This is a genomic window from Chryseobacterium barbadense, from assembly GCF_042849955.1.
GTDB lineage: Bacteria > Bacteroidota > Bacteroidia > Flavobacteriales > Weeksellaceae > Chryseobacterium.
Genome location: NZ_BAAFHL010000038.1, coordinates 1 through 23,364 on the forward strand (window position 1 = coordinate 1; position 23,364 = coordinate 23,364).

Annotated in this window: 26 protein-coding genes and 1 other RNA gene; 24 read left to right on the forward strand and 3 right to left on the reverse strand. The window is 35.6% G+C overall.

Annotated elements, in window-relative coordinates; genetic code table 11:
* Positions 1-446: 446 nt before the first annotated feature.
* The 4 genes from ACGHIN_RS12750 to ACGHIN_RS12765 all read left to right on the forward strand — a co-directional run bounded on the left by ACGHIN_RS12750 (position 447) and on the right by ACGHIN_RS12765 (position 2,086).
* Positions 447-581 (forward strand): bacteriocin-like protein, encoded by a 135-nt coding sequence (locus ACGHIN_RS12750; RefSeq protein ID WP_390454054.1) that lies wholly within the window; start codon positions 447-449, stop codon positions 579-581.
* Positions 582-688: 107 nt separating this feature from the next.
* Positions 689-1,201 (forward strand): DUF421 domain-containing protein, encoded by a 513-nt coding sequence (locus ACGHIN_RS12755; RefSeq protein ID WP_390454056.1) that lies wholly within the window; start codon positions 689-691, stop codon positions 1,199-1,201.
* A 5-nt stretch (positions 1,202-1,206) separates the two neighbouring features.
* Positions 1,207-1,704 (forward strand): GNAT family N-acetyltransferase, encoded by a 498-nt coding sequence (locus ACGHIN_RS12760; protein WP_390454058.1) that lies wholly within the window; start codon positions 1,207-1,209, stop codon positions 1,702-1,704.
* Between the two features lie 154 nt (positions 1,705-1,858).
* Positions 1,859-2,086, forward strand: a complete 228-nt coding sequence (locus ACGHIN_RS12765; RefSeq protein ID WP_390454060.1) for a hypothetical protein — start codon at positions 1,859-1,861, stop codon at positions 2,084-2,086.
* Positions 2,087-2,389: 303 nt separating this feature from the next.
* Here the strand turns inward: ACGHIN_RS12765 and ACGHIN_RS12770 are convergent, their stop codons facing one another.
* Entirely contained in the window at positions 2,390-2,704 is a 315-nt protein-coding gene (locus tag ACGHIN_RS12770) for a DUF4286 family protein (RefSeq protein WP_390454062.1), read from the reverse strand.
* Between the two features lie 148 nt (positions 2,705-2,852).
* Here ACGHIN_RS12770 and gyrA point away from each other — a divergent pair, with 148 nt between their 5' ends.
* The 9 genes from gyrA (at position 2,853) to ACGHIN_RS12815 (ending at position 12,674) form a co-directional block, all read left to right on the forward strand.
* Complete coding sequence (gene gyrA, locus ACGHIN_RS12775) at positions 2,853-5,438, forward strand: DNA gyrase subunit A (RefSeq protein ID WP_390454064.1); 2,586 nt, start codon at positions 2,853-2,855, stop codon at positions 5,436-5,438.
* A 27-nt stretch (positions 5,439-5,465) separates the two neighbouring features.
* Complete coding sequence (locus ACGHIN_RS12780) at positions 5,466-6,494, forward strand: tetratricopeptide repeat protein (protein WP_390454066.1); 1,029 nt, start codon at positions 5,466-5,468, stop codon at positions 6,492-6,494.
* Positions 6,495-6,646: 152 nt separating this feature from the next.
* Entirely contained in the window at positions 6,647-7,483 is an 837-nt protein-coding gene (locus tag ACGHIN_RS12785; protein ID WP_245140681.1) for a 1,4-dihydroxy-2-naphthoyl-CoA synthase, read from the forward strand.
* A gap of 47 nt (positions 7,484-7,530) precedes the next feature.
* Positions 7,531-8,076, forward strand: a complete 546-nt coding sequence (locus ACGHIN_RS12790) for a PH domain-containing protein (protein WP_390454068.1) — start codon at positions 7,531-7,533, stop codon at positions 8,074-8,076.
* Positions 8,051-9,556: a PH domain-containing protein gene (locus ACGHIN_RS12795; protein ID WP_390454070.1), complete on the forward strand. Its 1,506-nt coding sequence runs from the start codon at positions 8,051-8,053 to the stop codon at positions 9,554-9,556. The genes ACGHIN_RS12790 and ACGHIN_RS12795 overlap by 26 nt, the downstream gene beginning before the upstream one ends.
* Positions 9,556-10,485: a 1,4-dihydroxy-2-naphthoate octaprenyltransferase gene (gene menA, locus ACGHIN_RS12800; RefSeq protein ID WP_390454072.1), complete on the forward strand. Its 930-nt coding sequence runs from the start codon at positions 9,556-9,558 to the stop codon at positions 10,483-10,485. The genes ACGHIN_RS12795 and menA overlap by 1 nt, the downstream gene beginning before the upstream one ends.
* Positions 10,485-11,435 carry a tetratricopeptide repeat protein gene (locus ACGHIN_RS12805; protein WP_390454074.1) on the forward strand — a complete coding sequence of 317 codons (951 nt, stop codon included), beginning with the start codon at positions 10,485-10,487 and terminating at the stop codon, positions 11,433-11,435. Before menA ends, ACGHIN_RS12805 begins: the two co-directional genes overlap by 1 nt.
* Complete coding sequence (locus tag ACGHIN_RS12810; RefSeq protein ID WP_390454076.1) at positions 11,432-11,887, forward strand: SRPBCC family protein; 456 nt, start codon at positions 11,432-11,434, stop codon at positions 11,885-11,887. Before ACGHIN_RS12805 ends, ACGHIN_RS12810 begins: the two co-directional genes overlap by 4 nt.
* Positions 11,888-11,987: 100 nt before the next feature.
* A complete protein-coding gene (locus ACGHIN_RS12815) occupies positions 11,988-12,674 on the forward strand; it encodes a metal-dependent hydrolase (protein ID WP_390454078.1) in 687 nt (228 codons plus the stop codon).
* A gap of 115 nt (positions 12,675-12,789) precedes the next feature.
* Here the strand turns inward: ACGHIN_RS12815 and ffs are convergent.
* Positions 12,790-12,887: signal recognition particle sRNA small type (gene ffs, locus ACGHIN_RS12820), an RNA gene on the reverse strand.
* A 131-nt stretch (positions 12,888-13,018) separates the two neighbouring features.
* On the opposite strand from ffs, the gene ACGHIN_RS12825 reads away from it, so the two are divergent.
* The 10 genes from ACGHIN_RS12825 to ACGHIN_RS12870 all read left to right on the forward strand — a co-directional run bounded on the left by ACGHIN_RS12825 (position 13,019) and on the right by ACGHIN_RS12870 (position 22,116).
* Complete coding sequence (locus tag ACGHIN_RS12825) at positions 13,019-13,621, forward strand: DUF4199 domain-containing protein (protein WP_390454080.1); 603 nt, start codon at positions 13,019-13,021, stop codon at positions 13,619-13,621.
* 18 nt (positions 13,622-13,639) lie between these two features.
* On the forward strand, positions 13,640-14,590 hold the full coding sequence (locus ACGHIN_RS12830) for a glycosyltransferase family 2 protein (RefSeq protein WP_390454082.1): 951 nt from the start codon (positions 13,640-13,642) through the stop codon (positions 14,588-14,590).
* Position 14,591: 1 nt separating this feature from the next.
* Positions 14,592-15,293 carry a GIN domain-containing protein gene (locus ACGHIN_RS12835; protein ID WP_390454084.1) on the forward strand — a complete coding sequence of 234 codons (702 nt, stop codon included), beginning with the start codon at positions 14,592-14,594 and terminating at the stop codon, positions 15,291-15,293.
* 121 nt (positions 15,294-15,414) lie between these two features.
* Positions 15,415-17,130 (forward strand): phospho-sugar mutase, encoded by a 1,716-nt coding sequence (locus tag ACGHIN_RS12840; protein ID WP_390454086.1) that lies wholly within the window; start codon positions 15,415-15,417, stop codon positions 17,128-17,130.
* 110 nt (positions 17,131-17,240) lie between these two features.
* A complete protein-coding gene (locus ACGHIN_RS12845; RefSeq protein WP_390454088.1) occupies positions 17,241-18,494 on the forward strand; it encodes a pyridoxal phosphate-dependent aminotransferase in 1,254 nt (417 codons plus the stop codon).
* A 15-nt stretch (positions 18,495-18,509) separates the two neighbouring features.
* Positions 18,510-19,100, forward strand: coding sequence for a hypothetical protein (locus ACGHIN_RS12850; RefSeq protein ID WP_390454090.1), 591 nt, complete (start codon positions 18,510-18,512; stop codon positions 19,098-19,100).
* A gap of 59 nt (positions 19,101-19,159) precedes the next feature.
* On the forward strand, positions 19,160-19,882 hold the full coding sequence (kdsB, locus tag ACGHIN_RS12855) for a 3-deoxy-manno-octulosonate cytidylyltransferase (RefSeq protein ID WP_390454092.1): 723 nt from the start codon (positions 19,160-19,162) through the stop codon (positions 19,880-19,882).
* A 122-nt stretch (positions 19,883-20,004) separates the two neighbouring features.
* The gene (locus ACGHIN_RS12860) at positions 20,005-20,667 is read left to right on the forward strand and encodes a histidine kinase (protein ID WP_390454094.1); all 663 of its coding nucleotides are present in this window, start codon (positions 20,005-20,007) and stop codon (positions 20,665-20,667) included.
* Between the two features lie 18 nt (positions 20,668-20,685).
* The gene (locus ACGHIN_RS12865; RefSeq protein WP_390454096.1) at positions 20,686-21,261 is read left to right on the forward strand and encodes a glutathione peroxidase; all 576 of its coding nucleotides are present in this window, start codon (positions 20,686-20,688) and stop codon (positions 21,259-21,261) included.
* A gap of 54 nt (positions 21,262-21,315) precedes the next feature.
* Positions 21,316-22,116 carry a tetratricopeptide repeat protein gene (locus ACGHIN_RS12870; protein ID WP_390454098.1) on the forward strand — a complete coding sequence of 267 codons (801 nt, stop codon included), beginning with the start codon at positions 21,316-21,318 and terminating at the stop codon, positions 22,114-22,116.
* A gap of 22 nt (positions 22,117-22,138) precedes the next feature.
* On the opposite strand, the gene ACGHIN_RS12875 is transcribed toward ACGHIN_RS12870, so the two are convergent.
* Entirely contained in the window at positions 22,139-22,795 is a 657-nt protein-coding gene (locus tag ACGHIN_RS12875; protein ID WP_390454100.1) for an NAD(P)H-binding protein, read from the reverse strand.
* A 101-nt stretch (positions 22,796-22,896) separates the two neighbouring features.
* Here ACGHIN_RS12875 and ACGHIN_RS12880 point away from each other — a divergent pair, with 101 nt between their 5' ends.
* Positions 22,897-23,250: an MmcQ/YjbR family DNA-binding protein gene (locus tag ACGHIN_RS12880; protein WP_390454102.1), complete on the forward strand. Its 354-nt coding sequence runs from the start codon at positions 22,897-22,899 to the stop codon at positions 23,248-23,250.
* The last annotated feature ends 114 nt before the right edge of the window (positions 23,251-23,364 follow it).

A 23,364-nucleotide genomic window follows, 5' to 3' on the forward strand; every position in this document is an offset into this window, starting at 1 on the left:
AAAAAGGAAAAATTGTAAATGTACATTCTAAAGGAGGCTGTAAAAATGTAAGCAAAGAAATTGAAAATGTGTTGAGACATGTTCAATATAAAGTAAACAGTAAAAAACTAAGTAAAGATATGTTGGCATCCGTTTATGTAATGCCTGTAAGAGTAAATATTACTGAGTAACTGTTGCATATACTTGTTTAAAGCCAAACTGTTCTCTGAAAACAATCCTTATCATCAAATGAGAATTGTTTTCACCACAGATTTCACTAATTGGCACAAATATTTAAAATTATACGCAATCATCAGTACCGATCAGTGAAATCTGTGGTGAATAAAAAATTAAAATAACATATAATGAACGTGGATTTATTATCTAATAATGAAAATCCTAAACTTTAAATTATAATAATCTATTACGATTTTCGTTTTATTTTTAACCTACAAAATGAAAACGATATGAAAAATTTAAAGAAACTGACTAAAGAAGATTTAAAAAAGGTAAGCGGAGGTGCTCCTAAAAAGTATTGTATATACTGCGAGTGGATGAACGCTGTTGTTTGCAGTGAAGTTCCGATCTCCCAATGCCCTTAACAATAAAGCCGCTTTAAGCGGCTTTTTTATTTCTGTTATTTCAAAAATCACGAACTCTCATCAGCGAATCATAAAAATTTATACATTTGACATAATAATTTTTTTGAGTGAACCCTATTCTTGATGTCGCTTTGCGCTCCCTCTGCGTTTACCTTTTCATGGTAATTGCTATTCGTTTATTCGGTAAAAATCAGCTCTCCCAGCTCAATGCGGGAGATGTGGTTTTATTGCTGTTGATTTCCAATGCGGTTCAGAATGCAATGGTAGGACCAGATACTTCTCTGGAAGGTGGAATTATTGCTGCATTGGTATTGTTTGTGGCCAATTTTGTTTTAAAAAGACTCATGTTTTCCAACCGCTCCTTTGAAACTTTTATGGAAGACGATCCAGTTATTCTGGTAAAAGACGGGGTGGTAGATGAGAAAGCTTTAAGCAAAGTTAAAATTACCAAAAGCGAACTGGAAGAAGCTATAAGAGAACATGGGGTTGAAAGTATAGAAGATGTGAAACTATCCATTCTGGAAGTGGATGGGAATATAAGTGTGATCTCACAGGACGAAAAGAACAGGCAGACCCACTATTCCAGGATCAAAAGAAAAAACAAAAGAAAATATCATTAAACAGAATGAACTACGAATTAAGAGAAATGCTTCCGGGCGACATGCCTAAAGTTTTAGCCATATTTCAACAGGGAATAGACGGCGGAATTGCCACATTCGAAACTGAAGTTCCCAATAGTGAAGCTTGGGGTATGGAATTTTTCAACGAATGCAGATGGGTGTTGGAAAATGAAAGCAATGAAGTAATAGGTTGGGGTGCGTTGAAACCCGTAAGCAAAAGACAGTGCTTTAAAGGTGTTGCGGAAGTAAGCATTTATTTTGATAATCATTATCAAGGGAAGGGTTTAGGTACGGTTCTGCTTAAAAAACTGATTTTAGATAGTGAAGAACACGGATTCTGGACGCTACAATCTAACATATTCCCGGAAAATCAGGCATCGGTTGCCTTTCATCAGAAAAACGGATTCAGGATGGTAGGAATCCGCCATAAGCTGGGGCAATTACATGGCGAATGGAAAGATGTGGTAATGTTGGAAAGAAGAAGTGCCGTAGTAGGTATTTAAATTTTTTTATTTAAATAGAATTCCTTTGTTTCCTTTATAAACAGACATTATTTTAGAAATTGAAGTAAGGTTTTTCCAATAAAAATATACGATTCTTAAATCTTTGGCATTATGATTGTTTATTTCCGTACTAGAAATTTGAAATAATGTAAATATGAAAGGTTTGATTAAGATTGTAGGTGTGGTGGTAGTGTTATTTATGCTTTCTTCATGTATAATACACGACCACCACGGAAGGAGAGGTCTTCCGCCGGGACATGCTAAAAAGTATTATGGTGGAAGCGCAAGATATTACGCTCCGGGTCATGTGAAAAAGAGAGTGTATTATTATGATAACCGTGGAGGTTATAAGCATCATGGCCACAAAAAACACCATAAATAATTAAAAATTTGAAAATAGAAATACCTTGAGCATTCAAGGTATTTTTTTTGTGTGTAATCAAACAACAAATATCTTTCCTGATCCCTAATTTGGCACCAACCTTGATGACTTTATATAAACCCTAAAAATAGAAGACATGAAAAGCTTATCTCAATATATAGGAGGTTTGATATTGGTCTGTATAATGGCTTCCTGTCTGCATCATCCACCGCCTCCACCAAAACCGCCGGAACCACCACGTCCTGAAAGACGATAAAAATGTATAAAAAAGCTCTGAAATTTCAGAGCTTTTATATAGTTTAATTATAACCTGGATTTCTTGGGGTTTAAGAACGTATTGAAGATCATTACATCCTGCCCGAATTTTTTCTCAACTCTTTCTGCAATATTCACCAGCTCACTTTTGATAAAATCGTCCCGCAGTTCATCATTGTCAAATATCAAAAGAAGATTATAATTCTTTCCTTCCTCAATATAATCACTGTACACTTCAGAAAGGATATATTTGTTTACATCCATAAGGTTTTCAGTCATTAAAATCAAGGAATCGTCCATATAATTTTCCCATTCTTCAATATTATTTTTTGTGCAGTGGAAAGTTATACTTAATACGCTCATATTTTATGAATTTTTAAGATTTTGTGGATAAATTCTGGGGCAAAAATCGGCAAATTTTTCGTAAATTAGCCCGTTAATTAAAATTGGAGATAAATAATTTTCAGACACATAGCTAGAAGTCTGATAATCATTATAATAAAATTTGTTTATGCAAAAAGAAGGAGAAAGACTGATTCCTATCAACATTGTTGATGAAATGAAGTCGTCTTATATCGATTATTCGATGTCCGTTATTGTTTCAAGGGCTTTACCGGATGTAAGAGATGGCTTGAAACCCGTTCATAGAAGAGTGCTTTATGGTATGTATGGATTAGGGGTTTTTTCTAATAGAAAATATTTAAAATCTGCAAGAATCGTTGGGGATGTTTTAGGTAAATATCACCCGCACGGAGACTCCTCTGTATATGATGCAATGGTAAGAATGGCGCAGGAATGGAGTTTGCGTTACCCTCAGGTAGACGGGCAGGGTAACTTCGGTTCCATGGATGGTGACCCGCCTGCAGCAATGCGTTATACCGAAGCAAGACTGAAAAAAATCTCCGATGAGGTCCTTTCAGACTTAGACAAAGAAACAGTTGATTTTCAGAATAATTTCGATGATAGTTTGCAGGAACCCACTGTAATGCCAACTAAAATTCCAAACCTTTTGGTGAACGGAACTTCAGGGATTGCAGTAGGTATGGCGACCAATATGGCCCCGCATAACTTATCGGAAGCAGTAAATGCGATCTGTGCTTATATTGACAATAGAGAAATTACGATTGATGAACTAATGCAGCACATCATCGCTCCGGATTTCCCGACAGGCGGAATCATTTACGGATATGATGGGGTAAGAGATGCATTCCATACAGGAAGAGGAAGAGTTGTTTTAAGAGCTAAAGTAAGTTTCGAAGAAATTGGAAACAGAAATGCCATTATCGTTACGGAAATTCCTTATCAGGTCAACAAAGCTGAAATGATTGCCAGAACAGCCGAGTTGGTAAAAGATGAGAAAATTCCCGGAATTTATGAAATCAGAGATGAATCAGACAGAAAAGGTCTTCGTGTTGTTTATGAATTGAAAAACGACGCAATTCCTAATGTTGTCTTGAACTTATTATATAAATATACAGCGCTTCAGACCTCTTTCAGTGTCAATAATATTGCATTGGTACACGGGAGACCAGAGCAGCTGAACCTAAAGGATATTATTCATCATTTCGTTGATCACAGACATGAGGTGATTGTAAGGAGAACAGAGTACGAGCTTAAAAAAGCGAAAGAAAGAGCTCATATCCTGGAAGGTTTCATGAAAGTGATCGGTTCCCAGGATTCATTAGATAAAGCGATTTCTATTATCCGCCATAGTTCAACACCTCAGGAAGCAAAAGAAGGATTGATTTCAGAATTTGATCTTTCCGAGATTCAGGCTCAGGCTATCCTTGATCTTCGTCTTGCCCGTCTTACAGGAATGGAGCTTGATAAGATCCGTGACGAATATGAAGCGATCATGAGAGAGATCCGCGATTTGGAAGATATCTTAGCCAATGAAGACAGAAGATACCAGATCATTAAGGATGAATTAATTGAAGTTAAAGAAAAATACGGTGACGAAAGAAGAACCGAAATAGATTATTCAGGAGGAGAAATGTCTATTGAAGACATCATACCGAATGAATCTGTAGTTCTTACGATTTCTCATGCAGGATATATTAAAAGAACTTCACTTTCAGAATACAAAATCCAAAGCAGAGGAGGGGTAGGAAACAGAGCTGCTACGACAAGAGACGAAGATTTCTTGGAGTATATTGTTTCTGCAACCAACCACCAATACATGTTATTCTTCACGGAAAAAGGAAGATGTTACTGGTTAAGAGTATTCGAAATTCCTGAAGGATCCAAAACCGCCAAAGGTAGAGCCGTTCAAAACCTCATTAATATTGAACCGGACGATAAGATCAAAGCATACATCAGAACCAACAACCTGAAAGACGCCGAATATGTAAATCAAATGAGTGTAGTGATGGTAACCAAAAACGGTACGATCAAGAAAACATCGTTGGAAGCCTATTCAAGACCAAGAGTAAATGGAGTGAATGCTATTGAGATCAGAGATAATGACCAACTGTTAGGGGCTTACTTAACGAACGGTGCCTCTCAGATCATGATCGCTACGAAAAATGGTAAATGTATCCGTTTCCCTGAAGAAAAAGTAAGGGAAGTAGGAAGAGGTTCCATCGGGGTACGCGGAATTACCCTTGAAGACAATGATGAGGTTATTGGTATGATTGTTGTGAATGATGTTGAGAATGAAACCGTTCTTGTAGTTTCTGAAAAAGGATACGGAAAGAGAACGGCTGTAGAAGATTATAGAATTACCAACAGAGGAGGGAAAGGAGTAATCACCCTGAACATTACCGAAAAAACAGGAAATCTGATTGCCATTCAGAATGTTACTGATGAGGATGGATTAATGATCATCAATAAATCCGGAGTAGCCATCAGAATGGGAATGGATGAAATGCGAGTAATGGGTAGAAATACTCAGGGAGTAAGGATGATTAATCTTAAGAAAAATGATGAAATTGCTGCCATTGCAAAAGTAGCCATGGACAAAGATGTGGAAGAAGATTCTGAAGAAATTGAAGAAGGCTCTGAAATTGTAGCTGATAACCTGGAAAACAATGAAACCCCTCAGAATGTAAATGAAAATGCAACAGAGGAAACTGAGAATTCTGATTCTGAAGAATAAATTGTACAATAATATAAAATAGTGATTATGAAAAAGCTAATTTTAGGAATAGCGATCATTTCATCTGCATTTGTTTTTGGGCAGAAAGAAGATGTGAATGCTAAGCTACAAAGTGCTAATAAAGCAGCTATGGATGCATATAGCGCAAAAAACTATACTGCTGCAGCGCCTAAGTTTTTAGAAGGTTATAACTTATTGAAAACCAACGGTCAGGAAGATAAGATATACATGTATTATGCCGGAATCAGCTACGCTTTAGCCAATAACAGCGACGAAGCAATTAAAATCTATACAGATTTGATTAATTCAGGATATACAGGAGTTCAGACCAACTATACCGCGAAAGAAAAAAAATCAGGCCAGGTTTCTACATTCGATAAAAATACCTGGGAAATGCTAAAGAAATCTTCAGATTATACAGATTTCAAAACAGAGCAAACTCCAAGTGTTGAACCAGAATTATATGAGACTTTAACCACTCTGCTTTTAAATGCGAAAAAGAATGACGAAGCAGCAGCGATCATTGAAAAAGGATTGGCTAAATTCCCTAATAATGTAAAGTTAAAAGATGCTCAAGGGACTGCCTACTACCAATCAGGTAACACAGATAAATTTATTGCCACTTTAAAAGAGCAGTTAGCTAAGAACCCGAATGATGCTACCAACTGGTATAATTTAGGAGTAATGCAGTCTAAAAACCCTGCAACTTCTGCAGATGCAGAAGTATCTTTCAAAAAAGCGATTGAACTTAAGCCTGATATGGTTAATGCACACCAAAATTTAGTGTATACTATTATTGGTGATGACAGCAAAATTGTTGAAGAAATCAATGCGCTTAGAAAGACGAATGCAGATGAAGCGACTAAGAAAATTCAAATCAGAAAAGACAGATTTGCAAAAGCCTTACCTTATGCAGAAAAGTGGTATCAGGCAGATCCTAACAATATTGATGCTGTTTCTACTTTAAAAGAAATCTATGCTATTACAAAAAATACGGCAAAAGTAGCCGAAATGAAAGCGAAAGAAGCTGAACTTCAGGCCAAACAACCTAAATAATATAATTATTTAATCAATATAAAACCGAAACATTTTGTTTCGGTTTTTTTATTTTATCAGAAACTAAATTTGCATACATTTGGGTGATTTATCATTAATTTTAAATGTTAAAATTCTCTGCAATTCCGTATCTTTGAGAAAATTTTTACAAAATGATCGAGTGGAAAACCGCCAAAGAATACGAAGATATTACTTATAAAAAATGTAACGGTGTAGCAAGAATTGCTTTCAACAGACCCGAAGTTCGTAATGCTTTCAGACCTAAAACTACTTCAGAATTATATGATGCTTTTTATGATGCTTATGAAGATCCTTCCATAGGCGTTGTTTTACTTTCAGGGGAAGGACCCAGTCCAAAAGACGGAGGTTGGGCCTTTTGCAGTGGAGGTGATCAAAAAGCAAGAGGGCATCAGGGATATGTGGGTGAAGACGGAAGACACCGTCTTAATATTTTAGAAGTCCAGCGTCTGATCCGTTTTATGCCTAAAGTAGTTATTGCCGTTGTTCCGGGCTGGGCCGTGGGCGGAGGCCATTCTCTACATGTGGTTTGTGATCTTACACTGGCCAGTGAAGAGCATGCTATTTTCAAGCAGACAGATGCAGATGTTACAAGCTTTGACGGTGGCTATGGCTCTGCTTACTTAGCTAAAATGGTTGGTCAGAAAAAAGCCCGTGAAATATTCTTTCTGGGAAGAAATTATTCTGCGCAGGAAGCTTTCGAGATGGGTATGGTCAATAAAGTAGTTCCTCATGCTGAGTTGGAAGATACAGCTTACGAATGGGCCCAAGAAATCCTTGCCAAATCTCCTACATCTATCAGAATGCTGAAATTTGCTATGAACTTAACAGATGATGGAATGGTCGGGCAACAGGTTTTTGCAGGAGAAGCAACACGTTTGGCCTATATGACGGACGAAGCTAAAGAGGGCAGAAATGCATTCCTTGAAAAGAGAAAGCCTGATTTCGGAGAAGATCAGTGGATATCATAAATACATCTAACCAGAAAACTGAGTTTTTTGGTTTTTTTATCGGTTAAATGGAACAGAAATTTGATAATAGACAGCTTTTTGACTTGGAGACTCCAGACTTTGAGGATTTGGAGCTTATCCCGGTCTCACCGCAATATTTTAAGATCATTATATTAAACAATATCATATTCTCATTATTCTTATTGGCGGGATTTTCAGTTGCCTACTTTTTCTTGCATGAGCGATTTTTATCTTTCCAAATCTGGTTGGTATTGGCGGTCATCATTGTATTGATTGGTTTTTTATTTCTGAACTCAGTGATGGGTTTTCAGTACAGAAAATATGCAGTTCGTGAAAATGATCTGATTTATCAGTATGGCTGGCTGAAAAGAAGCTTGATCATAGTTCCTTTTAACAGGATTCAGCATATAAAAGTTGAGCAGGGTTGGCTTTCAAAAATCCTTAAGCTGAAATCTCTTTCCGTATTTACAGCAGGAATAGATACCGGAGATGTAGCTGTTAAAGGTTTGCCGGAAGAAATTGCAGAAGGAATCAATCATGTGATCCTTAAACATATCAAAGCTGAAAATGGAGAAAATGGAGCAGGAGCGTAATTCCTTTTTTGAACCACAGAGACAATCCAGGACAGGAATTGCACTGCTTTTCCTGTATTCTTTAGGACAGACGGTCAGAAATTCATGGGCATTACTTTTTATATTCATTTTTAAAAGAAAGGATATTAGTACAACAATTATTTTGCTTATTGTTCTTGCTGTTTTTCTTCTATTAATTGTTTCGGCGATATTGAAATATTATAATTTCAAATACTACATTGATCCTGAAAATGAGGAGTTTATAATCCATCAGGGAATTATTAATAAATCAACCATAAAGATCAAGAAAGATAATATACAGGAAGTAAACATTTCCCAGCCTTTTATCCACCATATTTTCAATATTTATAAACTGGAAATCGACACGCCCGGAGGCACTGAAAAGGAAATCTCTATCTCTGCACTTTCCCATAAGAATGCTGTAGATTTAAAGAAATATCTCCTTGCAGAAAACAATGTAAAAAGTGAAAAAAAAGTTGATGTTCAAGAGGAAAATACAGATGACAAAGTCCTTGCTATTTCCACTCAAAGCCTCATAAAATATGGATTTACAGCGAACTATGTACAAAGCTTCTTCGCTTTGATAAGTCTGGGAATTTATGGGATTTATCAGATTAATGATGTATTGGATAAAGCGGAGCTGGAAACGAGAGTAGATTATGAAAAGCTGAGTTCAAGATTCATGACATTTTCCATTCCTGTTATTGGAGGCCTGATTTTTTTGGTTATTGTTTTAGGAGTTATCATCAATGTAATAAGAACACTTATCCGTTATCATCACTTTAAAATCATTGAAAGTGACCGTCGTTTTTCAATGGAATATGGCTTGTTCAATACAAAAAATTCCATTGTTACCAAGAATAAAGTACAGATCGTTACTGAAACTCAAAACTGGATTCAGAAAAAGCTTAATGTTTCCTTTATTAAATTTCTTCAGATTGGAAAAAAAGATGACGACGAAAAAAATACAGCCGCCATTCCCGGTATTCACAAAAAAGAAAAGGAAAAACTTATCTTTTCCATCTGGCAGGAAGAACCTGATTTTAAAAATGTTCTTCAGCCGAATTACAGATTACTCATTCTCAATAATATCAAGTGGATTGTTTTTCCTTTGATTTTAGTCTGTATTATTGATAGAAATCTGTTGTTGGATTATGGATGGTTAGCTGTTTTATATTTTATTATCGTAGAGTTATTTCTCATTATTTCATTCCTGCATCTCAAGCTTTATTACAGTGAAAGATTTATCAGGCTGCAATCCGGCATATGGGATATAGATTACAGGACTTTTGAGATAGAAAAACTTCAGACTGTGAAAATTTCTCAGTATTTTTGGCAAAGAAAAGCCAACCTCGGAACAATTACCTTATATACGTCTGCGGGTAAGTTCGGATTTTCAGGAGTGGACTTTTCAAAAGCAAAAAAGCTTTTTAATTATATTATTTATAAAATAGAAATATCTAAAAATTATTCAAAATAATGTCAGATTGGATAAAAGCCGCAAGGCTGAGAACATTGCCGCTTTCTTTAAGCGGAATAATTATGGGAGCTTTCATTGCCAAATGGAGATTATATGGTGAAGGCGAAACATGGGACTGGAGAATATTGGCATTAGCACTTTTGGTAACTTTGTTATATCAGATCCTGTCAAATTATGCCAATGATTATGGAGACGGTGTAAAGGGCACTGATGCCAAAAGAATTAACGAAGCGGAATCCAGAGCAGTAGCCTCGGGAAGGATTACTGCAAAACAAATGAAAAATGCAGTCATTCTTTTTTCCATATTGTCTTTCGTGGCAACTGTTGCTCTGTTGTACGTGGCTTTCATTCCGGAATATATGAATGAGTTCTATATCTTCATTGGATTGGGAGTGGCAAGTATTTTAGCAGCGATCGGATACACAGTAGGAAAAAAGCCTTACGGTTATATGGGATTGGGAGACCTTTTTGTATTTGTCTTTTTCGGTCTGGTTTCAGTTTGTGGGAGCTATTTTTTGTTTACCAAGACTTTCAGCTGGGATGTGCTGCTTCCCGGAACAGCAATAGGAATGATGAGTATGGCGGTTCTCAACCTTAATAATATGAGAGATATTGAAAGCGACAGGTTGTCAGGAAAAAATAGCCTGGCTTTGAGATTAGGCTTTAAAAATGCCATGATCTACGAAATCATCTTATTGCAGCTTCCTTTAATTCTGATACTTATATTTTTTGGAGTGAATGGCTTCTTTCAGTCTCAGCAGTATTACGTTTTCATTGTTATGATTTTATTGCTTCCTTTAATGAAATTGAGAAGAAAAATAATGTCTGTAAAAGAACCCAAAGAATTAGACCCGTTTTTAAAGCAGGTCGGAATTATGACTTTTATGATGGCGGTTCTTACAGCTTTCGGACTTAATTATTTTAATTAATGAAAAAATATTTTCTTTTTTTAGCTTTAATCTTATCTGAACTCGTCTTTGGATGTCTTAACTATTCTGTTATAGGTACAGACATTCATGGGAACAAAATAGCTACTGAATATATTTTTAAATATAATAATGCTTTTCATATCAAGAATATTGATAAAAAATTTTATAGAAAAGAAGCAGATTATTATTTAAAAGATTATAAAAAGACAAAGGATATTAAAAGTTATCTGAATTACGCCACCTCATTGGTTTATCTGGGAGAATATGATAAAGCAATAAAAATATTTAAAGAAATTGAGGCGAAGAAAGAAAATCAGTATGAGCTTTTTTCCAATCTTGGAACGGCTTATGAACTCGCAGGCGATAATGAAAATGCTTTACAATATATTAAAAAGGCTCTTGAACTTAACAAAAATTCCCATCATGGATCAGAATGGGTTCATGTCAAAATTTTAGAACATAAATTAGGCAGATTAAAATTAAACCATCTTTTAGGAAATGATTTTGGAAAAAATGAAATTCCTGAAACAGCATTATCTCAGGAAGAACTGGACGGGTTTGTAAATGATTTGTCTTATCAGTTATCAGAAAGAACACAATTTGTAAAACCCACAAATGATATAGTTGGAAAACTTTATTATGAACTTGGAAATGCGCTTGCATTGAGCTCTGATATTGAAAATACCCTGGAGGCCTATACCTGGGCAAAAAAATACGGATATTCTGATCAATTGCTGGAGAAAAGATTTAATCATTTTCAGGCTCTGGTAAAGCAAAATCCGGATTCGGGTAAAAAAATTGAAGAGCAGGATTCTGCAAAACTTAAAAAAATATTAACTCAGAATATTAAGCCCGATTTATCGTCAGATTTTTCTTATTGGATGATAGGGGGTATTTGTATTGTGGTATTATTTATTTTAATGTTTTATATTAAAAAAAATAGAAAATGATAACAAATTCGAATAAAGCTTATGTGGAAGCTCAAATGCTTATCAGAAAACCGGTTGAAGATGTCTTTGAGGCATTCATCAATCCTGAAGTGACTACCAATTTCTGGTTTACCAAATCCACAGGAAAATTAGAAGAAGGGAAAACAATTACCTGGGAATGGGAAATGTATGGAGTGAAATCGGATGTAAAAGTTAATCAGATTATTCCGAACCAGTTGATCCAAACAGAATGGGGAAGTCCTTCAACACACGTAGATTATGAGTTTAAAAAAATGGAGAAGGGAACGCTTGTTGTGATCAAAAGCTACGGATTTTCCCAAACCGGCGAAGATCTTGCGAAAATCATTAATGATAATACCGGAGGGTTCACGACTGTTTTAGACGGTTGTAAAGCTTATCTGGAGCACGGAATCAAATTGAATTTAATAGAAGATAAATTTCCACAGAAATAATCATTCAAACTTAGCTGAGTGAAACGCCTTTGCGAACTCAAGGACATACAGCTTGTAAGATCTTAGCAAGCTTTGCGTCTAAAAATAAAAGAAATTAAAAATGAAAATACAATTCTTAGGGCAAAATTGCTTTTTGTTTACCTATAAAGGCAAAACTATTTTAAGTGATCCTTTCTATAATTATCAGAAAGACCAGTCAGGGTTTGATATTACTGCTCAAAAAATCGATTATATCTTATTAACCCATGCGCATGGAGATCATATTGCAGATGTGGAAGAAGTGTTACAGCATTATCCTGAAGCTACTCTTATTGCCGTTCCTGAAATCTGCGGATATTTTAAAAGTGCTAAAAATACAGACGATGTAAACTTAGGGGGATCGGCAAAAATCGATGATCTTAAAATTTCCATGGTTCCGGCTCACCATACAAGTTCTTTCCCGGATGGAAGCTACGGCGGCGTTCCAGTAGGATATATCTTCAGGCTCCCTGAAGGTAGGAACATCTATTTGGCAGGTGATACCGGTGTAATGGCAGATATGGAATTATTCCCGAGATTATTCGGAAATATCGATCTATCCATTTTACCAATCGGAAGCCATTATACGATGTGTCCCAGAAAAGCGGCTTTTGCAGCAGCAGAACTATTAAAAACCCCGAAAGTGATCGGTTGCCATTTTGATACGTTTCCGCCAATCAAAATCAATCATGAAAGTGCATTACAACATTTTAAAGATCAAAATGTAGAGCTTATTTTACCGAAATTAGGTGAAGAGTTCGAGTTTTAATTATGATAATATGAGAATTTGATGATGAGAAAGTTTGAAAACATTAAAAGATGTAACGTCTGGAAACAAAAAAAGATAATTTTTAAATTATCTCATTCACAAATTTATCAAATAAAAATGGCAAGCGATCTACATCACACCGCTACAACCGATTACCTTTGCTGCGTTCCCACCCTGGAGGATTCTCAGGAGCTGGTTGTGTAGGACTTGCCGGTGCAAAGATAGGAATTAATTATAAATTTGAAAATAATATAAAGAAAAAATAGTCCGAAAAATGCTTTAATACTGCTAAAATACTGAATTTTAGAGCGATAATTTTTCATAAATTTTTCTAACATAACATTATGACGAAGAGTCCATCCACATTAGGAATTATACTTTTTATAACCACTATGATTATTTTTTTCATAGTATATTACTTTTTTTCAGGAATCAATTATTTTGATACCTCGCTTAAAATCAATGCTTTTGTTTTGCCTGTTCTGTATGCAGGCGCAGCCTTCTGGTCAGTAAAATCTTACTGGAACAATCACAGAATTGTTACTTTCAAAGAGGCTTTCAAAAGAGCGTTTATACCCATGTTCATAGGAGGGATTCTTTCTATTTTCAGCATGTATGTCTTTTTTAACTTTGTAGATACGGATGCAAAAAAACTGCTGAACTACCAGTATGTGCAGAGACAGAAATCTGAGTTGGATAAAGAATATGCTTCGGCCAGAAAAATACTGAAACATCAGAAAGATATTGATGAGCTGGACCAGAAGTATAAGGAAAGAAGCCAGAGTTTTACTCCTGAAGCCGTAAAAGGAAAAGATATGCTTACGGCCAGTCATTTTTCCGGATATTTTGCAGCAATTCTTATATTTTACGTAGTTTTGTCACTGTTTTTTGGAGCGTTTTTCAGAACAAAAACCATCTACCCGGAAACAACCAACCCAGAAGAATAATTTTTTACCAGAATTTACATGAATTTATCTATAGTTATTCCGTTATTGAATGAAGAGGCCTCTTTGGAAGAGCTTTTTTCAAGAATTGATAATGTTTGTGCAACCAACCGCTTATCGTATGAAATATGGTTTGTAGACGATGGAAGTACAGACTTATCATGGAATATCATCGAAAATCTTAAAATACAACATCCTCAGATCCATGCTATTAAGTTTTCCCGAAATTATGGGAAATCACAAGCCCTTCATGCTGCTTTCGAGAGAGCCAACGGGGAAGTAGTAATTACCATGGATGCTGATCTTCAGGACTTTCCGGAAGAAATCCCTGAATTATATAAAATGGTGGTTGAAGACAATTACGATATCGTTTCCGGTTGGAAAAAGAAACGTTTTGATAACGTGATGACGAAAAATGTTCCGTCAAAGCTTTTCAATGCTGCTGCCAGAAAAGTATCTGGAGTTTATCTTCATGATTTCAACTGTGGTTTGAAAGCCTATAAAAAGCAAGTGGTAAAATCTATTGATGTATACGGAGACATGCACCGATATATTCCTGTTTTGGCTGCCAATGCAGGTTTCAGGAGAATTACCGAAAAAGAAGTACAACACCAGGCAAGGCCTTACGGAACTTCAAAATTCGGAACAGAAAGATTCATTCGTGGATTTTTGGACCTTGTAACCCTTTGGTTTGTAAGTCGTTTCGGAGGGAGGCCCATGCATTTCTTCGGAGCGGTGGGAACCTTGATGTTTATCGTAGGGTTTCTTTCTGCTCTTTGGCTGGGAATCTCCAAATTAATTGATGTTTCCAAAGGAATTTATGGACATCTGATTACCAGTAACCCTTGGTTCTACATTGCCTTGACCATGATGATCATGGGAACACTGCTTTTTATAGCAGGGTTTTTAGGAGAAATGATCATCAGAACCAACAGAGAACATAAGAATTATAATATAGATGAAGTTATTTAATATGAGAAATATCTTATACGGAATTGCTGTTTTTACATTAGTTTCTTGTGGAAAAATATCGCCAAAAGGAAATATTGAATCCAAAAACATTGACATTTCCGAATTTTCCAGTTTGGATATGGAAGGTAAATTCCGTGTGTTTTATGCAAGAGGGACGAAAAATTTTGTTGAAATAGAAACCTATCCGAATATTGCTGATAACTTGGATGTAGATGTAAAAGACAAAACGCTTTTCATTAAAGAAAAAAGAGGAACAAAGGGCGTAGATTTTTATAATGTAACCATTTACTCTAAATATAATCTTGAAAAAATTTCCATTTCGGACTCAGTGGAAATGAACATTTCAAGCGAAATAAAAACCGATAATTTTAGGCTCAATTTGAAAAATAACGCTACTTTTATGGGGTCAGTGAATACAAGAAGGGCAGAAGTGGATATGCAGAACAGGAGCAGGGCCAATTTTCGTGGCTTTACCAAAGAGGCAGTGATAAAAATCTCTGATACAGCAAGTTTAATTGCCCCTTACTGGAAAATCGACAACCTGAATATTGATTCCAAAAACGGAAATTATGCAGAAGTCAACGTAAAGGACTCCCTGAAAGGACATATTCAGAACACTGCCAAATTTTTGTATTATAATGACCCGATCCGTGCCTTTAAAATTGATAAAACGACAAGGGTAGAGAATAAGAAATTAGACTAATAGTGTTTATGTCATTCAGAGCGAAACGAAGTGCAGCGAAGAATCTCTTACCAAAGATTTCTCGTTCCCCCGAAATGACATTATAGCTGGATAACAAATTATTAAAGAGCAAAAATATAATATGACAACATTAGAAAAAGCAAAACTTTGGTTAAATGAAACCTTTGATCAGGAAACAAGAGATGCAGTTCAATTGTTGATTGAGGGCAATTCTCCCGATCTGGAAGATTCTTTTTACAGAGAATTGGAATTCGGAACAGGAGGAATGCGTGGAATTATGGGGGTTGGAACCAATCGTTTAAATAAATATACATTAGGTCAGGCCACACAGGGACTTGCGAACTATATGTTAAAGCAATTCCAAGGTGAAGAAATCAAAGTAGCAATAGCCTATGATGTTAGAAATAACTCAAAAGAATTTGGGAAATTAGTTGCTGATGTTTTAACGGCCAACGGAATTAAAGTGCTTCTTTTTAAAGATCACAGACCTACTCCGGAATTATCTTTTACCGTACGTGATAAAAACTGTAACGGAGGAATCGTTTTAACGGCTTCTCACAATCCGCCGGAATATAACGGATATAAAGTCTACTGGAATGACGGGGCACAAATTGTACCACCGCACGATGAAGCTATTATTAACGAAGTATATTCCGTAAAATTTGAAGAGATCAAGTTTAACGGAAATGATGACTTGATTGAATGGATCGGAGAGGAGCAGGATGATGTATATATTGATGCCTGTATTGAAAATTCCACCTACCAAAATGTAGGGAAAGAAAATTTAAATATCGTTTTTACCTCTATCCACGGAACAACCTATACAACCGTTCCGAAAGCTTTAGAAAAAGCAGGCTTCAAGAAAATTGATCTTGTAAAAGAGCAAATGATCCCAAGTGGAAATTTCCCGACAGTAGATTCTCCAAACCCGGAAGAACCTGCAGCGTTGGAAATGGCCATGGATCTGGCAAAAATCACCAATGCAGATATCGTTATCGGAACAGATCCGGATGGCGACAGATTGGGTATTGCCGTAAGAAACCTTGACGGTGAAATGCAGCTGTTGAATGGGAATCAGACCAATACCATCCTTACGTATTATATCCTGAATGAATGGAGAAAGCAGGAAAGAATAACCGGAAGCGAATTTATTGGTTCTACGATTGTAACTTCAGATATTTTCTTTGATATTGCTCAAAAATTCGGAGTTCAGTGTAAAGCCGGACTTACAGGGTTCAAATGGATCGGAAAAATGATCCGTGAAGCGGAAGGAAAAGAAAAATTTATTTGTGGTGGTGAGGAAAGCTTCGGATTTATGACCGGAGATTTCGTTCGTGACAAAGATTCTTGCGGAAGTATTGTACTGGCCTGCGAAATTGCAGCCTGGTGTAAAGCGAACGGAAGAACGATGTATCAATACATGATCGAGATCTATGAAGAAGTGGGAATGTATTATGAAGGATTGGTAAACCTTGTCAGAAAAGGTAAAGACGGCGCAGAAGAGATCCAGAATATGATGAAAAACTTTCGTGAAAATCCGCCTAAGCAGCTGGCAGGTTCATTAGTGGAAGAAGTGAAGGATTTTAAGGAGCAAACCAATTTCGTGGTTTCAAAGAATGAAAAACTGGTCATGAATGATATTCCGAAATCCAACGTATTGATTTATTACACTCAGGACGGAACTAAAGTCTGTGTAAGGCCTTCCGGAACAGAACCAAAAATCAAATTTTATATTTCAGTAAAAGACACCATTACTTCCGAAGCAGATTTCAAAGATAAATTGCAAACACTGGAAGCGAAAATCGAAGAAGTAAAAAGAGATCTTCAGTTAACATAAAGTGATCATTAAAGGGCTTAGGAATTAGGAAATAGGAAGTTTTGTATCAATTAAACCCTATCGATTAATCCCTGATCCCTCTCATCAAAAATAATTAAATAAAAATAAAAGTGAAAGTTTCTAAATTAGCAGCGAACCTGATAGGTTCTGAAATTGTAAAAATTGGTAATGAAGTAAATGATTTAAAGGCGAAAGGAGCAGAAATAGCCAATCTTACTATTGGTGACCTGAATTCCAATATCTACCCGATACCGGCGAAGTTGAAGGAAGAAATTCAGAAAGCGTATCAGAATAATCTTACGAATTATCCGCCTGCCAATGGACTTTTATCTTTAAGAAAAGAGGTTTCCAAAGACTTAAAAAACAGATGGAACCTTGACTATTCCGCAAATGATATTTTGATTACAGCGGGTTCAAGACCGTTGATCTATGCAGTATATAAGACGATTGTGGATGAAGGAGATAAAGTTATTTACCCAACTCCGTCATGGAATAACAATCACTACGCTTATCTTACCTCAGCAAATGGAGTGGAAGTAAAAACGACTTCTGAAAATAATTTCCTTCCAACGGCAGACGATTTAAGACCTCATTTGGATGGTGCTGTTTTATTAGCCCTTTGTTCTCCGTTAAACCCAACAGGAACTATGTTTACCAAAGAGCAGCTTTCAGAAATCTGTGAATTGGTTTTAGCTGAAAACAAAAAAAGAGGCGAGAGCGAAAAGCCGTTATATCTGATGTATGACCAGATTTATTCTAACCTTACATTCGGAGCCAAACATTATGATCCTGTTTCTTTATTCCCGGAAATGAAAGAATATACCGTTTATATCGATGGAATTTCCAAATGTCTTGCTGCAACAGGCGTTCGTGTTGGTTGGGGATTCGGTCCGGCTCATATCATCGACAAAATGAAGGCGCTTCTTACCCACGTTGGAGCCTGGGCGCCAAAACCTGAACAGGAAGCTACTGCCAAATTCTATGAAAATCCTGAAAATGTAGATACCTTTGTAGAAGACTTTAAACTAAAACTTGAAGCCAGTTTAAAAGTCCTTCACAACGGAATCCAGACATTAAAAGGAAAAGGTTTAGCTGTAGAAAGCATTGAACCGATGGGAGCCCTTTACCTTACGATCAAATTGGATTACATTGGAAAAGCAAAACCTGACGGAACAGTGATTGAAAACTCTTCAGATCTGGTATTTTACCTGATCAATGAAGCAGGAGTGGCTTTGGTACCATTCTCTGCATTCGGAGAAGAAAAATCTGAACCTTGGTTCCGTGCTTCCGTAGGAGGTTTGGCTATTGATGAAATTGAAGTCATGATGCCGAAACTTGAGAGTGCTTTGAACAAATTAAAATAAAAGATTCATTGAAGGATGAAGCTTCCCGGAAAATCTTTTCTTGAAACTAAACTTGTATGTTACTCTACATTAGCTATTATTGTTTTGGTGATTTTAAGTGTTTGGATTTCAGGAAAAGATTCTCACCGGTCTTTATTTCAAAATTCCATTTTATCTACATCTATTATAGCAGGCGCATTCTTTTTGTTCATCAGCTTGGGATTATATTATGGATTGAAATTAAAAGACAATGTAGGAAGTATATTGAATAAAGAAAAAATAAAAGCTTATCCTAATAGTCCTCCTACACTTAATGCGGATTTAGGTGATCTTCCTGCAGTAGGAGACAGCTTTCTTGGAATAATAGTTTCAATTGTCCTATGGTTTGTAGTTGCTATTCTTCTGGCTTTTGTTCTATATTTCTTGGGTTTCTTGTTTTGGGTAACTGTCTTATTTTTAGTAGCTATGCTCTATTGGATTTTCTTTCGTGCCTTGCGTTTAGTATTTAAAAACTCAAAACATTGTAAAGGAAACCTGTTAAAAAGTATGGGATATGGATTTTTTTATTCATTTCTATATGTTTCTTGGATATATGGAGTTATTTTTTTAGCCAACTATATAGGCTAATTAAATTATCATAACTCATTAATAATTAAAAAACTCATAACTTATAATTCATAACTTTTATGAAAATAATCGCAGTTATTCCTGCCCGTTACGAGGCAAGCCGCTTTCCCGGAAAATTGATGCAGATCTTAGGAGAAAAAACGGTTATTACCACAACATATCAGAATGTGGTTGAAACGGGTTTATTCGATGAAGTTTTTGTAGCCACAGACTCTGAAATCATCTTTGATGAGATCGTAAATAATGGTGGGAAAGCTGTTATGACAGGACAGCATGAAACGGGAAGCGACCGTATTGCAGAGGCTGTGCAGAATATTAATTGTGATATTGTGATCAATGTTCAGGGAGATGAGCCTTTCCTGAAATTAGATCCATTAAAACAATTGATTGAAGTTTTCAAAGAAGACCACAATCAGGAAATCTCTTTAGCTTCCCTTAAAATAAAGCTTACGGAAAAAGAGGAAATTGAAAATCCGAATAACGTAAAAGTTATTACGGATAATAATGGGTTTGCCCTGTATTTCAGCCGTTCTGTAATTCCTTTCCACAGGGAGGTTTCTTACGATGTAAGTTATTTTAAACATATCGGGGTATATGCTTTCAGAAAGCATGCATTGCTTCAGTTTTCAAAGCTGGAAATGAAGCCTTTGGAAATTTCCGAAAAAATTGAATGCATCCGTTATCTGGAGTATGGAATGAAAATCAAAATGATAGAAACCAACTTCATCGGAGTGGGAATAGATACTCCCGAAGATCTGGAAAAAGCAAGAAAGCTGATTTGAATCTGATGATCGGCTTGTGATTCTGAACGAAGTGAAGAATCTCTTTCAGCCATTACTTTAGCATATTCTTAACAATAGAATTCACGGCAAAACCTTATATTTGAATTGATAAAATTGAATTAATGAAGAAATTAGTTTTAGTATTTATTCTCCTGTTTTCGCAGTTATCTCTTGCGCAAACTGCAAAGGAAATTATAGATAAGAACATCGAATTATCCGGAGGATTAACGAATTGGAAGCTGTTAAATTCAGTATTACTTCAAGGTAAAGTAATCCTGGGAATCAAAGATGAGTATCCGATCAGGATTTACCAGCAGCGTCCTAATCTTACTAAAACGCTTATTACAATCAACAACAAAGAAACTCCGATCGAAGGATATGATGGTAATAAAGGATATGCCATGAACTATGCAGCTAATAAGCTTCAGGAATACAAAGATTATGTAGCGGAAAGTTTCGATAACGATTTTATAGACTGGGAAAGTAAAGGATTTGAGGCCAAATATCTTGGTAAAGAAAAAATAGGAAATACTTACTGTCATAAAGTGGAGCTTACCAAGAATGTGAATAAGAACATATACTATTTCGATACGAAAACGTATATGCTGCTGAGAGAAATAAAAAAGGATGAAACGTTGAATTACTCCGAATATAGAAAAGTAGGGAATCTTATAATGCCTTTCAGGATTGAATCGGCTAGCCCGAAAAAAGACGGTGATTATGTAATGCTTCTTAACAGGATTGATGTCAACAAGGTATTTCCAGCCAATACTTTTAAGTTTTAAAAACAAGAATAATAGAACATGAAAAAGATTTTTTTAGTACTGCTTTCTTTTGTTGCTTTTTTACAAAGCTGCACCAATCAGAAAAGTGAAATTTCTAAAGCTAAAACCAACGAACTTATGGGAAAAACGATATACGACTTTAAAGTAGAAAGCCTAGATGGCAAAGAAATCAATTTTGCAGATTTTAAAGGAAAGAAAATCCTTATTGTAAATACAGCTTCCGAATGCGGTTTCACTCCACAGTACGCCGATTTGGAGAAAGTATATGAAGAGCATAAAGATAAGTTGGTTGTGGTGGGTTTCCCTGCCAATAACTTCGGCGGGCAAGAACCCGGAACCAATACGGAAATCGGGACTTTTTGCCAGAAAAATTATGGTGTAACATTCCCTATGGCTGCAAAAGTTTCCGTGAAAGGAGACGACACAGCACCAATCTTTAAATACTTAACGGAGAAAGATTTAAACGGGGTAAAAAATACAACCATCCTTTGGAACTTTACCAAATTCTTGGTTGATGAAAACGGGAAGTTAATTGATTCTTTTGTAAGTACTACAAAACCTACGGATGAAGCAATTACCAAGTATTTGAAATAAAAATAAAAGAATTTTGTATGTTTGAAGTGGATAATAAATATCCACTTTTTTATTATGAAAAAACTATTAATCATTTTTATTCTGATCCTTTCAGTGAAAGGATTTGCACAGGATAGCTATTTTTTAGGCAAAACAAATTATTGTACTCCGGAAAAAGAAGATTCAAAGAAAAAGTTTGAGGCTGGAATTACAGGATTAAATTTTCCGAATTTATACGGCGGTGTAACAAAAGTTTTATTTAAAGCAATTGAACAGGATCAAAAGTATTGTGATGCTTATTTTTTAACAGGATACTATTTACGTTTGCAAAATTTACATAAGGAAGCTTTAGTTTTATATTATGCTGCGGACAGTCTTGCTCAAAATAGAGCTCCTATATTTAAGCAAAATCTGGCTATACAATTTATGAGATTTGGTCAGGTAGATAAAGCGAGGAAAAAATATGAAGAAATGGTAGAACATTTCCCGGATAACCCCGAAGGATATTATGGAATTGCCAATACTTCAATGATTTTAAAAGATTATGATAAAGGTCTTGAGAATTTAAAAACTGCTGAAGAAATTTATAAAAAAACGGGAGCTGTTAAAGATGACGTAAAATATATGTTTGGCGTTCTGAACAGTTTTAAAGAAAATTATACTGTTGCTTTACCTTATTTTGATGACGTATATAACAGTTATAAAAAAGAAGATAATTATTTGGCGCAATATGCTTTAGCTCAAATAAAGGTGGGGAAAAGTAAAAATGATGTAGACCTGGTCAAAAAAGCAAATAAGACATACAGAAAAATTAAAAATAAAAAAGGGATTATTGAAGAAATTTCAAAACCTTTGAAATTAGAATTTCCTGAATAAAAAAGCCTCAATGGAGGCTTTTTTATTCATTACTCTTCTCCGCAAAACAAAAAATATTCCCCAGCTTAATACTGGAATAGCCGTAGCTTTTTATTTTAGAGGAATTGATCATCGCTTTGGCCAGAACATCAGTAGGTAAAGGAGTCTGGCTTTCTAAAAGACCTAATTTATTGGCAAATTTAATAATCCTGCTGCCCAAAACCTCTCCAACTCGTTCAGAATCTTTTCTTTCCAACATTCCCGGTTTGAAGATGGTAATCTTATTAAAATGCAGGTCTTTTACAGCTGTTTCAAGTTCACCTTTCATTTTGGAATAGAAAATCTTGGATTTCGGATTGGCACCGTAGGCAGAAACCAGAATATAATCTTCCACTTCATTTTCTTTGGCAGCTTTGGCAAATTCATACTGATAATTGAAATCTACCTTTCTTTGAGCTTCTTTGCTTCCGGCATCCTTCAGCGTTGTTCCCAGGCATGAAAATGCAACATCACCCTTTACCAGGTCCTTCCATTCTTCCGGGTTCTCGAAATCCACAACATGCACTTTCAGCTTTTCATCCTGAATATGTACAGGTCTTCTTACAAAAATGTCAACTTCTTCAAAGTCTTTATCGTTGAGCAGTTGGTTTACCAAATCTTTTCCTGTAGCACCTGTTGCGCCAATGACTAAAGCTTTCATATCAAATTTGAGGTTTTAATTAAATAAAATTCAAGTTTCTCTTTTAAATTTACAAAATTTTAATAATATTGGGAGTTTAAATTTGAAGATATTCAATAACCATGGACACAAATGAAATAGTAGACTATTGTCTGACCAAAAAAGGCGTCACTGAAACCTTTCCTTTCGATAGCGAAACACTGGTGATGAAGGTGGGAACAAAAATGTTTTTATTGATAGCCCTTGAAAAACAGCCACTTTCCATTAATGTAAAAACAGATCCTGAATGGAGTGCGGAGCTTCGTGAACGATATCCGCAGATTACAGGAGCATATCATATGAACAAAACCCATTGGAATTCCGTTTTGGTGCATGGATTGAAAAAAGAGCTTATTGTAAAGCTGATCGATCAGTCTTACGATTTGGTATTTCAATCATTGACCAAGAAAATTCAAAACACAATTTTAAATTCATAACATTACACATGAGGAAAGTATTAATTTCCGCTGTCTACTTCCTGTCGGTAAGTGCTTTTGCACAAACTAAAGAACAGATGAAAACCTGGGATTTGTTGCTGAACAACAAAAGAG